Source organism: Mesorhizobium sp. ES1-3 (assembly GCF_020164795.1).
In the GTDB taxonomy this organism is placed as follows: domain Bacteria; phylum Pseudomonadota; class Alphaproteobacteria; order Rhizobiales; family Rhizobiaceae; genus Mesorhizobium.
In genome coordinates, this window is sequence record NZ_JAIUGW010000003.1 from 65383 (window position 1) to 80798 (window position 15416).

A 15416-nucleotide genomic window follows, 5' to 3' on the forward strand; every position below is an offset into this window, starting at 1 on the left:
TGGTTCCGTCGGGTCTTCGCCCGTTTTCTTTCAACTAACGCTGTCGGGCAATTTTTCCTCGCGCCGCGCGATCAAATCCTTGAGACCGTCGGCGATGCCCTCGTCGAGTTTCGGCTCTTCATAATCGGCGAGCATGTTGCGCGCCTTCTCGCGGCCGCGCGTGTCGTGGTCCTTCGCCCCCTCCGCCTTCCATTGTTCGTAGGAGTTGAAGTCCATGATGCTCGGCATGAAGAAAGCCTTCTCGAAATGCTCGAGCGTGTGCTGGGTGCCGAGGAAATGGCCCTGCGGCCCGACTTCGCGGATCGCCGCCATCGCGTCCTTGAAATCGTCGAAAGGCAGGCCGCCCGCGTATTTGTACCATCCGACGAGCTGTTCGCAGTCGGTGGCGAATTTCGAGTAACCGCAAGTGAGACCCGCTTCCAGCCAGCCGGCCGAATGCCAGATGTAGTTGGCGCCGGCAAGAATGGCTGCATGCATCAGCATGTTCGCCTCATAGCCGGCCTGGGCATCGTTGAGTTTCGAGCCGACATGGAAGCCCGAGGTGCGCCATGGCAGTTTGTATTTCCGCGCCAATGCGCCCATCAGATACATCATCTGCGCGGCCTCCGGCGTGCCGCCCATCGGCGCGCCGGTCTTCATGTCGACCGTCACCATGAACTGACCGTAGATTTGCGGCGAGCCGGGGCGAATGAGCTGGGTCAGCGCCACGCCCGCAAGCGCCTCGGCGTTGACCTGCGCCACCGCGCCGACGGCGGAAGCCGAGGTGGAGGCGCCGCACAGCGCGAAAGGCGCCAGGATCAGTGGCTGATTGTGGCTCGCATAGACCCGCATGGCGTCGATCATGGTGGCGTCCCACACCAGCGGCGAATTGCAGTTGGTGATCGCCACCAGCACAGGGTTGTCGCGCACGAATTCCTCGCCGAAGACGATGCCAGCCATCGCCATCGTGTCCTCGGCGCGCTCCTTCGACGTCACGATGCCCATGAACGGCTTGTCGGAATGTTTCAGCGCCGAGTGGATGATGTGCAGATGCCGCTTCGGCACCGGTATCTCCATCGGCTCGCAGATGATCGAGCTCGACGAGTGCAGCGCCGGCGCCATATAGGCGAGCTTGTGGAAATTGTTGAGGTCGGCGAGCGTGCCGTAGCGCCTGTTGTTCTCGAGGTCGCGGACATAAGGCGCGCCATACATCGGCACGAAGATCGAGTTCTTGCCGCCGACGCGAACCGTGCGCTCGGGATTGCGCGCATTGAGCGTGAATTCCGGCGGAACCTTCGAGACCAGTTCCATCAGCAGCGCGCGGTCGATGCGCACACGTGTCTCCCTGACATCGGCTCCGGCCGCTTTCCAGAGCTCGATCGCTCCGTCGTCGCGGAACTCGCAACCGACCTCCTCGAGGATCTTGAGCGATTCCTCGTGGATCAGCTCCACCGCCTCGTCCGGAACCATCTGGTACACCGGAATCTGACGGACCAGGGTTGGGAACGACGCGATCGGTGCCCCACGAAGCGCCTTGCGCCCGAGACGGCCACCGCCACGGCGATGGGTTTGCTCGGTCAATTCAGCGGCCGGTGCGTTCATGGAGCCTCCATCCCTTCGATCCAGGTCAACTTAGCGAGGTGAAATACAGCTGTGACGCTGGAAAATCCTGATCTCTTGTATAAGCTGTGCTTATGCGAAACCTGCGCCATCTCCTGCCCTCCGCCGGCAGCCTGATCGTCTTCGAGGCGGCGGGCCGGCTGTCGAGCTTCACCGCCGCCGGGCGCGAGCTCGGCATGACCCAGGCTGCCGTTTCCTATGCGGTGCGCGGCCTGGAGGAGCAGCTCGGCGCCCAGCTGTTCCAGCGCCGCCATCGCCAGGTCAGCCTGACCGAGGCCGGCGAGCGCTTCCATGCCGACGTCTCGCTCGGCCTTTCCCACATCCGCAAGTCGGCGGAGGATCTGCGCCTGCAGGCGACCGGCGGCCATGTGACGCTCGCCGCCTCGACGGCCTTCGGTTCGTTCTGGATGATGCCGCGCCTGCAGCGGTTCCGCGACGAGCTGCCGGGCATTGACCTTCGCATCCAGACCGGCGACCGCGATCTCGACATTATCGCCGAAGGCATTCCGCTCGCCGTGCGCGGAGGCGTGCCACGCGACTGGCCGGACTACCATTCGTTATCACTCTCCGACGAAGAGATTTTTCCGGTCGCGGGTCCCAGCTATCTGACGAAATTCGGCCGGCCTGAGACCGTGGAGCAACTGGCGACACACCGCCTCATTCATCTGGAGGAGCCCTATCGCGAGGCCCCGAACTGGGACGAATGGTTCCAGTCGGCCGGCGCCAGCCTCCGCAATGCGGAGCGTGGCTTGCGCATCAATGACTATGCGATCGTGATCCAGGCGGTCATGGAAGGGCAAGGAATCGCGCTCGGCTGGCGCCACCTTGTCGAGCGGCTGCTGTCGACCGGGCTGCTGGTGCCGGTAACGGACCACGTCATGAAGACGGGCACCGCGTTTTACGTCATCTGGCCGAAGAACCGCGAGCTCTCGGACAATGCCCGTAAGGTAAGAGACTGGCTGGTCGCGCAGGCGTAAAGTGGCCTCGCATGCACCGACCGAATCCATGTAAGATCAGATCATGCCCATTCGACAGCTTTCCGAAACGATGATCAACCAGATCGCCGCCGGCGAAGTCATCGAGCGTCCGGCGAGCGTGGTCAAGGAACTGGTCGAGAACGCGCTGGATGCCGGTGCAAGCAAGGTAGAGGTGGTCACGTCGGGCGGCGGGCTGAACCTGATCCGCGTCACCGATGACGGCTCCGGCATTCCGGAGCAGGAGCTGGCGCTGGCGATCGCGCGTCACTGCACGTCCAAGCTCGCCGAGGACATCCACGACATCCGCTCGCTTGGCTTTCGCGGCGAGGCGTTGCCGTCGATCGGCTCGGTGTCGCGGCTGTCGATCCGCTCGCGCACGGCTTCAGGCGACAGCGCTGCGGAGATCGGCATCGAGGGCGGCCGCGTCCAACCCGTCAAGCCGGCGGCCGCCAATCGCGGCACCACGGTCGAGGTGCGCGACCTGTTCTTCGCCACGCCGGCACGGCTGAAGTTCATGAAAGGCGAACGCGCCGAAAGCTCGGCCATCAGCGACATCGTCAAGCGCATCGCCGTCGCCTTCCCCACAGTGCGTTTCACCTTGGCCGGTTCCGACCGTACGACGCTGGAACTGCCGGCGACCGAGGACAGCGCGAACGGCAGCTTGCGCCGCGTCGCGCAGGTGATGGGCGCCGACTTTCCCGACAATTCCATTGCCATCGACGCGATGCGCGAAGGCGTGCATCTGACCGGCCATGTGTCGATCCCGTCCTTCACCCGCGCCAACGCGCTGCAGCAATACGCCTATGTCAATGGCAGGCCGGTGCGCGACAAGCTGATCGCCGGCGCAATCCGCGGCGCCTTCGCCGATGTCCTGCCGCGCGACCGCCACGCCGTGACGGTGCTGTTCCTGACGCTCGATCCAGCGATCGTCGACGTCAACGTCCATCCGGCCAAGGCGGATGTCCGCTTCCGTGATCCGGGCCTCGTGCGCGGTCTGATCGTCGGCGCCATCCGGCAAGCGCTGGCTGGTGCCGGCATCCGCTCCGCCACCACGGGTGCCGCAGGCATGATGGCTGCGTTCCGGCCGGGCGCCACACCCTATGATCACGGCGGCCCGACAAATGGCCATCGCAGCTACGAAGCAGCTTTCCGTGCCTCCGGCCCCACGGGTTTCGACCCTTCGCGCTCGCCGCAGCGGCCGCTCGACATGCAATTCGCAGGTGCCGGCTTTGAACGCGGCAATGCAAGAACCGCCGGCTTCGGCGAGGGCGACCAGGCGGCGTTCGATGCCGGCCCGCTCGCCAGCGCCGATGCGCGCGCCGGGCAGAATGAGGCAACCGAGACGCTGCTTGGCGCGGTGCTGGGGGCTGCGCGCGCCCAGGTGCACGAGAACTACATCGTCGCCCAGACCAGGGATTCGCTCGTCATCGTCGACCAGCACGCGGCGCATGAGCGGCTTGTCTACGAGGCGCTGAAGAACGCCCTGCACTCGCGGCCGGTGCCCTCGCAGATGCTGCTCCTGCCAGAGATCATCGACCTGCCGGAAGAGGACGCCGAGCGGCTCGCCATGCATTCCGAAACGCTCGCCCGCTTCGGCCTCGGCATCGAGCGTTTCGGCCCGGGCGCGGTCGCCGTGCGCGAAACACCGTCGATGCTGGGCGAGACCAACGTCCAGCAATTGGTGCGCGACCTCGCCGACGAGATCGCCGACAACGACACGGTCGAAACGCTGAAAGAACGGTTGGACAAGATCGCGGCGACCATGGCCTGCCACGGCTCGGTGCGCTCAGGCCGACTGCTCAAGGCCGAGGAGATGAACGCGCTGCTGCGCCAGATGGAGGCGACGCCGGGCTCTGGCACCTGCAATCATGGACGGCCGACCTATATCGAGCTCAAGCTGGCCGACATCGAGCGGCTGTTCGGGCGGCGGTGAACCGACTGCTAAACAGGCCGGCACAAGGCGCTTTGATTTACCTCTTCAAATTCACCACGATGACGCCACCCAGCGCCAAAGCGCCGCCGAGAATGCCGAGCAACGTCGGCACCTCAGCCAGCCAGAAGAAACCGATCAGGGCGGACATCGGCGAGACCAGGTACAAGAAGGTCGAGGCACGCGCCGCGGGCAGACGCGACAGCGCGGTCGCCCAGGCCGCATAGGCGATCAGGCTCGGCACGATGCCGAGATAGATGACGGCGCCGAGGCCGGCGGTGTTGGCGACAGCCGCTTGCTGGAGAGCGGCGGGCAGGAAGGGCGCCAGGCAGAGCGCGCCGAGCACCATGTTGGACGCCGCGATGGTCAGCGGATGGTGGCGGGCAAACAGCGGCTTCTGGACGATGGTGTTGACGGCCGAGCAGAGTGCCGAGCCAAGCACCAGCAGCGCGCCGGCATTGAAATGCAGGCCATGCCCGTCGGCGATCGCAATGATGCCGATGCCGGCGAAGGAAATGACGGTACCGATCCAGGCCAAGCCTGAGAAGCGCTCGCCAAGCAGCGCCATCGCCATGATAGCGGTGAAGATGGGACTGACATTGATGATGAAGCCGGCTGCTCCGGCCGAGACGGTCTGCTCGCCGAAATTGAGCATCGCCGTGTAGAGCGCGACGAAAATAGCGCCGCCGAAGGCGAGGCGCCACAAGTCGCCGACCCTGGGCAGCGCCGGACGCTTGACGGCAAGGTAGATGGCAGCCGGCACGGCAGCGATGGCAAAGCGCAGGGCGCCAAGCTCCAACGGCTGGAAGGCGGCGAGCCCGGCCCGGATCGCGGGAAAGGCGGAGGCCCAGCCGATCACCGTCAGCGCCACGGCGATGGCGGCCGTGGTGTCCATCCGCTGTGTCGAATTCAACGTGCCTGTCGTCGCGCTCATCTCATTGCCTCGGATTCTTCAGATTTCGAGGGCAGAAAACGCTTTTCCAGCTCAATTGACAAACGACCAAATCGAGGGTCACCTGTGAGCATGGATCACAGCTCGAACAGTATGCTGCCGCTGGAGACGTTGCGCGCCTTCGACGCGGCGGCGCGCACGGGGAGCTTTTCGGCCGCCGCTGAAAAACTCAATCTTACCCATGGCGCGGTCAGCCGGCAAATCGCCAAGCTCGAGGACTGGCTTGGCCTGAAGGTTTTCGAACGCGGCGCGCGCGGCGTGTCGCTGACCAATGAAGGCAATCGCCTGCATCTCAGGACCACCGAAGCCTTCGCGCTGATCTCGGTCAATTCGGACCGGTGGGTGGAGCCGCGCGGCACCGCGGTGGTTCGGCTGGCCTCCATTCCATCGGTAAGCGGCCTGTGGCTGATGCCGCGCATGGCAACGCTGGAGAACGAGCCTACCCGGCTGCGCATCGTGCTCGACGTCGACAACCGTCAGGCCGATCTCGCCGACGAAGGCATCGATCTGTCGGTCCGCTGCGGTCGCGGCCGCATCCCGGGCCGTGTCTCGGTGCAACTGTTCGAGGAATATCTCTTCCCGATCGCCTCGCAAGGCCTCGCACGAGAGATCGGCGGTGGCGACCCGGCGCGGTTGCTCAAATTCCCGCTGATCAACGATTCCGACGCTTCGGGCTGGCGCGCCTGGTTCGCCGCGCAGGACATGGACTACCGGCCGCGCCCGCAAGACCGCCGCTTCGAGGACTATAATGTGGTGCTCGATGCCGCAGCCCATGGGCTCGGCATCGCGCTGGCACGGCCGCCGCTCACCGAACACCAGATAGAATCGGGGCGCCTCGTCGCCGTCGACGATCGCACCGCGCTCAATCCGGTTTCCTACTGGCTGGATCGTCCGGTCGGCCGGCCGCGCGCAGCCGCAGCCGATCTCGCCAGGCGCATTGCCGAACAGGCCGGGCTTGCTTCGGCAAGGCTGGATGCTTTCCTGCAGGATGGCGATTAGGCTCGAAGGCGTAACGGTCGCGGTCGGAAATCGCGTGATACCTGCTCAATGAAACAGAAAAAGTACGATCATGGTGGTCGCTGCCGAGACGATGGCCGTCACGATCGATATCGTCCACAGCGACGACGGAATTGGCTCGGATCGTGGAGCATGGCCCGCCGGACGGCGGGAGGCGCCGCGCGGTTGCGGCGCGTTGGCGTTGGCCGCGACCAGCACCACGGCGGAAGCGACGGACGGCGAGAATGTGGACTGGGCCGAGGCCGGCGCCAGTTTGGGGGTGCTGTCAGTGGCCGTTATCTGCGTCGGGGCGAAGCCGCGCGAAGCCTGATCGGTGTCCGCCCCTGCCCCGCCCGTCGAGGCTCGTGGCGGTTCATGGTGGCTGGGGGCGTCGGGCTCCATGACGGCCCGGTAGGCATCCTCGATCGCGGTGGATGACAGGCGTTGCGAGGTTTGAGCGGCCGGTCGCGGCAGCGAGGCTTGCAGCGCCTGGCTGGCGAACTGCGCCGATTGCACCATCACGGGCGCCGGCGGCTGGACGAGCGCCTTGACCAGCGCCGCAGTCGCCGGGTCGGCCGTGGGCGAAGGCAGCGGCTGGGGCGTGAGTGCTTCTTTCAGCAAAGACGGCATGCTTGCATTGGCGATGTCCATGGCGCTTCCTGACAACCATTGTGCCATGGAGCAATATCAGATGAGCATTGCGCCAAGCTTGACCTTGCCCACGATTTATGGCGATTGAATCCCGATGAACTCAAGTGCCATTGCATGATGAACCGTTTCGAAGGCCCCGGCGGCAAGGAAGCCCGCATCCGCTATCTCGATGGCGATTTCCAGGTCACCAGCCCCGGCTCGTTCGTGCGCTGCGCGGTGACGGGCGAAAACATCCCGTTGGACGAGCTGAAATACTGGAGCGTCGCCAGGCAGGAGCCTTATGTGAACGCCACCGCTTCGCTGCGCCGCGAAATCGAGGTGCATCCGGAACTGCGCAAACGGGGTTAGCCTCTCAGCTTGCGCTGCCGCCAGGCATCGAGCGTCTCCTCGATGATGCGTTCAGGAACATGGTCGAGCTCGAACGCCGTGTCGATTTCCAGCACGTCGAGACGGTCGAGAAAATCCTGCGGGGCGCCGTGGCGCAACCGGGCGGCGTCCTTGGCGGTGGTGATCAGGCCAAGGCTTTCGGCATGCGCCGTCGCGGCCAGTTCTGCAAGTTCGTCCTCGGCATAGAAGTGGTGGTCCGGAAAGGGCCTGGACAGGACCACTTCGCCGCCGGCCCCGCGCACCGTGTCGAAGAACTTTTCGGGATGACCGATGCCGGCAAAGGCCAAAAACCGCTTTCCGGCAAGCCCTGCCTTGCTGCTCGGCTCCGTGTGCGCCTCGAAGATCGGGCGGCCGGCACGCGCTGCCTGACGGACCACGGCATCGGCAGCGTTGCCCTCGCCCATCTTCAGCAATCCGCTGGTGAAGACCAGTTGGTCGACGATTTTGGCCCTGAGCGGACCGCCAGGGATGACGCGGCCATTGCCGATCCCGTAGCGGGCATCGACGACCACCAGCGCATAATCGATGTGGATGCGCGCGCTCTGGAAGCCGTCGTCCATGATCAGGAAATCGCAACCGTGTTTTTCCAGCAGCAGCCGGGCGCCGGCGGCACGATTGGGCGTCACCGCCACCGGTGCGTGTTCGGCCAGCAGCAGCGGCTCGTCGCCGACGTGCTTGGCGCTGTCATGACTGATATCGACGACGTGCGGCTCGGCAAAGGAGCCGCCATGGCCACGCGACAGGAACCCGGGCTTCAGATGCATGCGCTTGGCCTGTTGGGCGAGCGCGATCGCCACCGGTGTCTTGCCGGTGCCGCCTACGGTGAAATTGCCGACGCACAGAACCGGCGCCTGGATCTTCTCGCGCCGGGCCCTGCGCATGCCGCGACCGGCGACCAGCGCGTAGACGGCCGACAGCGGCGACAGCGCCAGGACTTTCCAGTCCGGCTCTTCCCACCAGAATGGTGGTGCTTCGGTGGCCACGCTAACGCCCGTTCGCGCCCTTCAGGCGCGCCTTGACCACCAGCGGCTGGATATAGGGTTCGAGCGATTTGAGCGTGCGTGCCAACGCGCCGCGCATCTCATCGACAGTCGCGATGCCCGCCGCCATCATCTCGTGGCGCGCCACTTCGTTGGTCAGGAGGAAATTGACGGCGCCAGCCAGCATGTCGCGGTCGCGCACCAGCTTGGCGCCGCCGCTGTCGAGCAGGCGCTGATAGGCCTCGCGAAAATTCTGCACGTTGCGACCGGCGAGAACGGCGGTGTCGAGCATGGCCGGCTCGAGCGGATTCTGGCCGCCTTCGGAGGTCAGCGAGCGGCCGACGAAAGCGATTTCGGTCAAGCGGAGGTACAAGCCCATTTCGCCGATCGTATCGCCAAGCAGGACATCGATGTCGGGTCCGATACGGTCGCCCTTGCTGCGCCGCGCAACCTTCAGGCCCATCCCGGAAATCTCCGCGGCAAGGGCTTCGGCCCGATCGGGATGGCGCGGAACGACGATGGTCAAAAGGCCGTTGTGACGCTTGTGCAACATCGCGTGGACTTCCGCCGCGACCACTTCCTCACCATCATGGGTCGAGATCGCCGCCCAGGTCGGGCGATCGCCGATCTGTCGCTGCAAAGTGCCAAGCGCACGGTCGTCGACCGGCGGCGGGTTCGTGTCGACCTTGAGATTGCCCGACACCGTGACCGGCCGGGCGCCGAGCGCGCGAAAACGCTCGCCGTCGACGTCGGACTGGGCAACGACATGGGCCAGATTCTCGAACAGCGCCTCGGCGAGGTTGGCCCGCTTCTTCCACGATGTGTAGGAGCGATCGGAGAGCCTGCCATTGACCAGCACCTGCGGCACGTGGCGGGCACCGAGTTCGAGGATGGTCATCGGCCAGATCTCCGATTCGGCGATGATCGCCAGATCGGGTTTCCAGTGATCGAGAAAGCGGCTGACCGCCGGCTTCAGATCGAGCGGCACATATTGGTGGATGATGCGGTCGCCGAGCCGCTCGCCGACGACCTGGGCGGAGGTCACCGTGCCGGTCGTCAGAACGATGTTGACGCCGTAGTCGAGGATGCTTTCGACCAACGGCACGACGGCCAAGGTCTCGCCGACACTCGCCGCATGGATCCAGATCACCGGTCCCTCTGGGCGCGGCCGGCCGGCGACGCCATAGCGCTCGCGGCGGCGGTTGCGGTCTTCCTTGCCGCGCGAGGTGCGCCAGGCGACGTAGGGCCCGACCAACGGGTAAGCGGCGGCGCCGGCAAAACGATATGCCGACAACATGGTACGAGCCCAGCGGCCGCTCACCGCGAACCATCCACGAGACGGTAGGCCTCGGCGGTCGCGGCATTGAGGGCAACCGTCACTTCCTGGCGCTTGCGCTCCATTTCGGCATCGTCGGCATCCGCCGCCACAAAGATCGGCGTGCCGATGGTCACGGCGGAGCGGCCGAAGGGCAGGTTGATGGTGGTCTTGTCCCAGCTCTTTTCCAGCACCTTGCGGCGGCTGGTGGCGATGGCGACGGGGAGCAGCGGCCGGCCGGAGAGGCGCGCCAAAAGCACGATACCGAGCCCTGCATCGCGCGGGGTACCGTGGGGTATGTCTGCGATCATGGCGACGTTCTTGCCTGCGGTGAGCGACTTTTTGAGGGCGATGAGGGCCTTGGCCCCGCCCTTGTCGAGATGCCTGGCATTGTCGCGCCCGCCCGAACCGCGCACCGCCTCGATGCCGAACTTCTCCAGCATCAGAGCGTTGAGTTCGGCATCGGCGCTGCGCGACACCATGGCGACCAGCGGCTTGCGCTTGGGGTAATAGGCCGGCGTCAAAAGATGCTGGCCATGCCACAGAGCGATGATCCCCGGCTCGAACTCGGCATAGGCGCCGCCCGAAAAACGCGCCGATCCGGCGACCAGGGGGCTGGTCAGGCGAACCAGCCGCACGAACTGCGCGAGCAGGCTGGCAATGGCGTTCTTGACGAACCGGGACTGCGCGAGCGGCTGGCGAATCCTGCGCCAGAAGGCCTTGGTCGTGCGACTGCCGCCCCTGCCCGTGGGCGCGGCCTCGCTGGCTGGCTCTTTCGCCAGATCACGCTCCATCGAAGTCAACCGACGGCCTTGCTATCGGGATCCAGCAGACGGTGCAGATGAACGACGAAATAACGCATATGGGCATTGTCCACGCTGGCTTGCGCCTTGGCCTTCCACGCGGTGTGCGCGGATTGATAATCGGGAAAGACGCCGACGATGTCGAGCGCGTCGAGATCCCGGAACTCGGTGCCGCCAAGCTTCTTGAGTTCGCCGCCGAACACCAGATGCAAAAGCTGTTTCTTTCCGTCTTCCGCGGCCATGTCGGTCCTTCACATATCGTGAGTTTGTGACAGGTCTAGACCAAAGCCGCAGACTTTGGAACCGTCGAAAACGCTTTCAGGCATCCAGCCCGGCGATGACATCGACAAGCACCGCCAGCAGGTCCCCGCTGCCGGCGGCGAGCGCGCCGTGGCGGATCACCTCGCCGGCATAGAGCGGCGCCCGGCCATTCGGGTCGAGCAGATGTCCGCCCGCCTCGCGCAGGATGAGATCGGCTGCTGCAATGTCCCAGTCATGCGCGTTAGGCTTGACGAATGTAGCGTCGAGCGTGCCATTGGCGATCATCGCCAGGCGGTAGGCGAGCGAGGGGATGTAGGGTGCTCGCTGCAGCCGCTTCTGCCAGTCGGCAGGCACCATGTCGATCAACTGCTTCAATCCTGAAATTTCGGCCTTGTCCCCAGGCTTGCGCACCGCGATGCGCTTGTCGTTGCGGAAGGCGCCCTGGCCGGGCAGCGCCCAGTAGGCCTCCTCCATCGCCGGGCATTCGAGCACGCCGGCGAGCGAGCGGCCACTCTCGACGACGGCAACGCTGACGCACCAGGTCCGCTGGCCTTCGAGGAAGCCGCGCGTGCCGTCGATCGGGTCGACAACGAAGGTGCGGCGCGCCGAAAGCCGCGCCGAATCGTCGGCCGTCTCTTCCGACAGCCAGCCATAGTCCGGCCGCGCCGCAAGCAGCGTCTGGCGCAGATACGCGTCGGCGGCATGGTCGGCTTCGCTGACCGGCGACGTGCCGCCCTTCATCCAGACCTGCGGATTGTTGCCGAAGTAGCGCATGGCGATAAGACCGGCCTCGCGCGCGGCGTCGCGCAGCAGCGGCAGGTCCAGATCGGCGCTGGCAGTGGTCAGGTCATGCTCCGGCAAGGGTCATGCCTTCGATCAGGAGGGTCGGGGCGGCGGTGCCGAAATTACGGTCGAGGTCATTCGCCGGCACCATGTTGAGGAACATCGTCTTCAGGTTCGAGGCGATGGTGACTTCGGCGACCGGATAGGCAAGCGCGCCATTTTCGATCCAGAAGCCCGAGGCGCCGCGGCTGTATTCGCCGGTGAGCATGTCGACGCCCTGGCCAAACACTTCGGTGACGTAGAAGCCGGTCTTGAGCGAGCCGATCAAATCCTCCGGCGAGCGCTCGCCCGCCTCGATGGCAAGGTTCGTCGACGACGGCGAGACGGAGGAGCCGCCGCGCGCGCCACGACCGTTGGTGACAAGGCCGAGTTCCCGGGCCGCCGATGTCGACAGGAACCAGTGGTTGAGGACACCCTTTTCGATCATCAGGAGTTTCTCGCCCTCGACGCCTTCGCCATCGAACGGGCGCGAGGCCTGGCCACGGCGCCGCAGCGGGTCGTCGGTGACGGTGATGGCGGCAGCGGCCACCTGCTTGCCCATCATGTCGCGCAGGAACGAGGTCTTGCGCGCGACGGAAGCGCCGTTGATGGCGCCGGCGATATGGCCGGCAATGCCGCGCGCGACGCGCGGGTCGAACACCACGTCGACCGGTCCGGTCGCCGCCTTGCGCGCGCCAAGGCGGCGCACCGCCCGTTCACCGGCCTTGCGGCCGATATCCTCGGGCGCGTCGAGATCGGCAAAATGCTGGCGCGAGGAGAATTCATAGTCGCGCTCCATGCCGGTGCCCTCGCCGGCGATCACGCTGGCCGAGCGCGCAAAGCGCGAGGCGACATAGTGGCCGAGAAAACCGTGCGAGGTGGCCAGAACCAACCCGCCAAGCCCGGCGCTCGCATTGCTTCCGGACGAATTGGTCACGCCCTTGACGGCCAGAGCCGCCGCCTCGGCCGCAAGGGCGGCTTCCTTCAACTGATCGGCCGACACTTCCGTTGCGTCGAACAGGTCCAGATCGCGCGTCTGCCCAGCGAGCAGCGCGGGGTCGGCAAGACCCTGGTAGGGATCCTCGGGAGACACCTTGGCCATGGCGACTGCCCGCTCGGCAAGCGCCTTCGGATCGGAGGCGGCTGTGGCCGATACGCTGGCCACACGCTGGCCGACGAAGACCCGCAGCGAAACATCGTCGCCCTCGGACGCTTCGGTGTTTTCAACCTTGCCAAGCCGCACCGAAACGCCGGTCGAGCGGCCACGCACCGCGACGGCGTCCGCGGCATCGGCGCCGGCGCGTTTGGCGGCTTCGACCAGGGCCGCGACGCGGTCCGTCAATTTCGCGGCGTCGAGCTTGTCGGTCATGCACTTGATCCTGTTTCTTCAGCCTGTCCGGAAGGCAGGTGCTGCCGCACCATCTATTGTTCCAATGCCGCTTGTGCAATGGCAGAAGGGCAATCAGGATGTCGCGACCAAATCGTCCGCAACGAGCGGACGTCGCGGTTTTTGCCTATCTGGAGCCCTCGCCATGACGCCTTTCCATCTTGCCTTCCCGGTTCGTGATCTCGATGAAACCCGAACTTTCTATGGCGAGGTTCTGGGCTGCGCGATCGGCCGCTCGTCGGCGACCTGGGTCGATTTCGACCTTTATGGCCATCAGATGTCGGCGCATCTGCGGCCGCAGGTCGCGCAAGCCGCCAGCGACGGCAAGGTCGACGGCATTTTGGTGCCGATCCCGCATTTCGGCGCCGTGCTCTTGATGGACGACTGGCAGCGCCTGGCGGAGCGGCTGGAAGCGCGCGACGACATAGACTGGCTGGAGCGCCCAATGGTGCGTTTCAAGGGCGAGCCTGGCGAACAGGCGACGCTGTTCATCCGCGATCCCTCGGGCAACGCCCTGGAATTCAAGGGCTTTCGCTCACTGGAGCAGGTTTTCGCGCATTGAAGTGAGGGCCGGCGGCGGCCTGTCGTTCAAGATGCCGCGACCGGCGTCCAGATCACGTCCTCGATCTTCTGCGCTCCTGTCGCCAGCATGACCAGACGGTCGAAGCCGAGCGCGATGCCGCTGGCCTGCGGCATGATGGCAAGGGCGGCGAGAAAATCCTCGTCCAGCGGGTAGCGCTCGCCATAAATACGCTCTTTCTCGTCCATCTCGATGATGAAGCGCCGGCGCTGCTCGGCCGCGTCGGTCAACTCGCCAAAGCCGTTGGCGAGCTCGACGCCGCAGCAATAGAGCTCGAAACGTTCGGCGACGCGCGGATCCCGGGGGCTCGGTCGGGCGAGTGCCGCCTCGGCGACCGGATATTCGCACAGGATGGTCGCCCGCCCCTGCCCGAGGAACGGCTCGATCTTTTCCACCATCACGCGGCTGAACAAATCCGCCCAGCTGTCATCAGGCGCGGTGCGCAGGCCGGCCTGGACCAGTGCGGCATGAAGCGCGTCCCGATCCGTGCCGCCATCGACGGTGACCGTGGCCAGCAGATCGATGCCGGCATGGCGGCTGAAGGCGTCCGCCACGGCCAACCGCTCCGGTTCAGCAAAGGGATCGCAGTCGCGGCCCCGGAAGGAAAAGCGCGTGGCCCCTGCTCGTGTCGCGGCCAGCGCCAGCAGATCGGCGCAGTCGCGCATCAGGCTTTCATAGGTTTCGCCTACCCGATACCATTCGAGCATGGTGAATTCGGGATGATGCAAGGGGCCGCGCTCGCGGTTGCGATAGACGGCCCCCAGGCTGAAAATGCGCTGTTCCCCCGCGGCGAGCAGTTTCTTGCAGGCGAATTCCGGCGAGGTATGGAGATAAAGCGGCGAGCGGACGCCATCCGGCCCGACCGATTCCGTGGCGAAAGCCGCCAGATGCGCCTCGTTGCCGGGCGAGACCTGCAGCGCGGCCGTCTCCACCTCGATGAAGTCGTTGCCGGCGAACCAGTCGCGCAAGGCAGCCGTCAGCCCGTTGCGCAGCATCAGGCGCGGGCGGCGGTCGGCATGGACATGCGGCGTCCACCAGGGCGACGCGGCGGTCATGTGCGGATTGAAGGCATGTCAGTTCGCCCCATGCCAGTTCGCATTGGGGGGCTGGCGGTTCGCGCCAAGATGCGCTAGGCCCCCATCCAGCGCCGCGCAAGCCGGCAAACGCCAGTCAACTCTCGCAGGATTTAAAACCGTGGTGAAAGTCATCGCCAGTTCGCTCCGCAAAGGCAATGTCGTCGACAAAGACGGCAAGCTTTATGTGATCCTCTTTGCCGAAAACATCCACCCAGGCAAGGGCACGCCCGTGACGCAGCTCGACATGCGGCGCATCGGCGATGGGGTGAAGGTGTCGGAGCGCTACCGCACCACCGAACAGGTGGAGCGCGCCTATGTCGAGGAGCGCGAGCACACCTTCCTCTACGCCGACGGCGAAGGCTATCACTTCATGAATCCGGAAACCTATGACCAGGTGGCGGTGTCGGAAGCCGTGGTCGGCGACGCGGCGCCTTATCTGAAGGAAGGCATGCCGGTGCAGGTGTCGCAGTTCAATGGCATCGCGATCGCCCTGGTGCTGCCGCAGCGCGCCACTTTCGAAGTGGTCGACACCGAGCCGACGACCAAGGGCCAGACGGCGTCGTCCTCCTACAAGCCGGCCGTGCTTTCCAACGGCGTGCGCACCACCGTGCCGCCGCACATCGCGCCTGGCACCCGCGTGGTGGTGATGACGGCGGACGGGTCCTATGTGGAGCGGGCGAAGGACTGAGGGTAAGCCCTC

General features: G+C 65.5%; 16 protein-coding genes. 6 read left to right on the forward strand and 10 right to left on the reverse strand.

From position 1 onward, the window contains the following. Nucleotides 1–30: 30 nt before the first annotated feature. Nucleotides 31–1581: a trimethylamine methyltransferase family protein gene (locus LB536_RS05530; protein WP_224590408.1), complete on the reverse strand. Its 1551-nt coding sequence runs from the start codon at nt 1579–1581 to the stop codon at nt 31–33. Between the two features lie 92 nt (nt 1582–1673). Between LB536_RS05530 and LB536_RS05535 the strand changes: the two genes are divergently transcribed. Both LB536_RS05535 and mutL read left to right on the forward strand, forming a co-directional pair. After that, complete coding sequence (locus LB536_RS05535) at nt 1674–2576, forward strand: LysR substrate-binding domain-containing protein (RefSeq protein ID WP_140755620.1); 903 nt, start codon at nt 1674–1676, stop codon at nt 2574–2576. Between the two features lie 43 nt (nt 2577–2619). Beyond that, a complete protein-coding gene (gene mutL / locus LB536_RS05540; RefSeq protein WP_224590409.1) occupies nt 2620–4509 on the forward strand; it encodes a DNA mismatch repair endonuclease MutL in 1890 nt (629 codons plus the stop codon). Between the two features lie 37 nt (nt 4510–4546). On the opposite strand, the gene LB536_RS05545 is transcribed toward mutL, so the two are convergent. Further along, entirely contained in the window at nt 4547–5440 is an 894-nt protein-coding gene (locus LB536_RS05545) for a DMT family transporter (RefSeq protein WP_224590410.1), read from the reverse strand. Between the two features lie 90 nt (nt 5441–5530). Between LB536_RS05545 and LB536_RS05550 the strand changes: the two genes are divergently transcribed. Beyond that, entirely contained in the window at nt 5531–6457 is a 927-nt protein-coding gene (locus LB536_RS05550) for a LysR substrate-binding domain-containing protein (protein WP_224590411.1), read from the forward strand. A 45-nt stretch (nt 6458–6502) separates the two neighbouring features. Here the strand turns inward: LB536_RS05550 and LB536_RS05555 are convergent, their stop codons facing one another. Then, complete coding sequence (locus LB536_RS05555) at nt 6503–7105, reverse strand: hypothetical protein (RefSeq protein ID WP_224590412.1); 603 nt, start codon at nt 7103–7105, stop codon at nt 6503–6505. A 114-nt stretch (nt 7106–7219) separates the two neighbouring features. Here LB536_RS05555 and LB536_RS05560 point away from each other — a divergent pair, with 114 nt between their 5' ends. After that, nucleotides 7220–7453 carry a DUF2093 domain-containing protein gene (locus LB536_RS05560; protein WP_137929779.1) on the forward strand — a complete coding sequence of 78 codons (234 nt, stop codon included), beginning with the start codon at nt 7220–7222 and terminating at the stop codon, nt 7451–7453. Here the strand turns inward: LB536_RS05560 and lpxK are convergent. The 6 genes from lpxK to LB536_RS05590 form a co-directional block, all read right to left on the reverse strand. Further along, the gene (lpxK, locus tag LB536_RS05565; protein ID WP_224590413.1) at nt 7450–8475 is read right to left on the reverse strand and encodes a tetraacyldisaccharide 4'-kinase; all 1026 of its coding nucleotides are present in this window, start codon (nt 8473–8475) and stop codon (nt 7450–7452) included. The genes LB536_RS05560 and lpxK overlap by 4 nt on opposite strands. Nucleotide 8476: 1 nt before the next feature. Further along, nucleotides 8477–9793 (reverse strand): lipid IV(A) 3-deoxy-D-manno-octulosonic acid transferase, encoded by a 1317-nt coding sequence (waaA, locus tag LB536_RS05570; protein ID WP_224590414.1) that lies wholly within the window; start codon nt 9791–9793, stop codon nt 8477–8479. After that, complete coding sequence (locus LB536_RS05575; protein WP_140755628.1) at nt 9790–10581, reverse strand: lysophospholipid acyltransferase family protein; 792 nt, start codon at nt 10579–10581, stop codon at nt 9790–9792. Before LB536_RS05575 ends, waaA begins: the two co-directional genes overlap by 4 nt. 5 nt (nt 10582–10586) lie before the next feature. Beyond that, nucleotides 10587–10832, reverse strand: coding sequence for a DUF4170 domain-containing protein (locus LB536_RS05580; protein WP_140755629.1), 246 nt, complete (start codon nt 10830–10832; stop codon nt 10587–10589). A gap of 76 nt (nt 10833–10908) precedes the next feature. After that, nucleotides 10909–11712 carry a 3'(2'),5'-bisphosphate nucleotidase CysQ gene (locus LB536_RS05585; protein WP_224590415.1) on the reverse strand — a complete coding sequence of 268 codons (804 nt, stop codon included), beginning with the start codon at nt 11710–11712 and terminating at the stop codon, nt 10909–10911. After that, nucleotides 11699–13042, reverse strand: a complete 1344-nt coding sequence (locus tag LB536_RS05590) for a TldD/PmbA family protein (RefSeq protein ID WP_224590416.1) — start codon at nt 13040–13042, stop codon at nt 11699–11701. The genes LB536_RS05585 and LB536_RS05590 overlap by 14 nt, the downstream gene beginning before the upstream one ends. A gap of 163 nt (nt 13043–13205) precedes the next feature. Here LB536_RS05590 and LB536_RS05595 point away from each other — a divergent pair, with 163 nt between their 5' ends. Further along, nucleotides 13206–13622, forward strand: coding sequence for a VOC family protein (locus tag LB536_RS05595; protein ID WP_224590417.1), 417 nt, complete (start codon nt 13206–13208; stop codon nt 13620–13622). Nucleotides 13623–13648: 26 nt separating this feature from the next. On the opposite strand, the gene epmA is transcribed toward LB536_RS05595, so the two are convergent. Continuing rightward, on the reverse strand, nt 13649–14695 hold the full coding sequence (gene epmA, locus LB536_RS05600) for an EF-P lysine aminoacylase EpmA (RefSeq protein WP_224590418.1): 1047 nt from the start codon (nt 14693–14695) through the stop codon (nt 13649–13651). A 139-nt stretch (nt 14696–14834) separates the two neighbouring features. Between epmA and efp the strand changes: the two genes are divergently transcribed. Next, entirely contained in the window at nt 14835–15404 is a 570-nt protein-coding gene (gene efp / locus LB536_RS05605) for an elongation factor P (RefSeq protein ID WP_140808992.1), read from the forward strand. Nucleotides 15405–15416 lie beyond the last annotated feature (12 nt).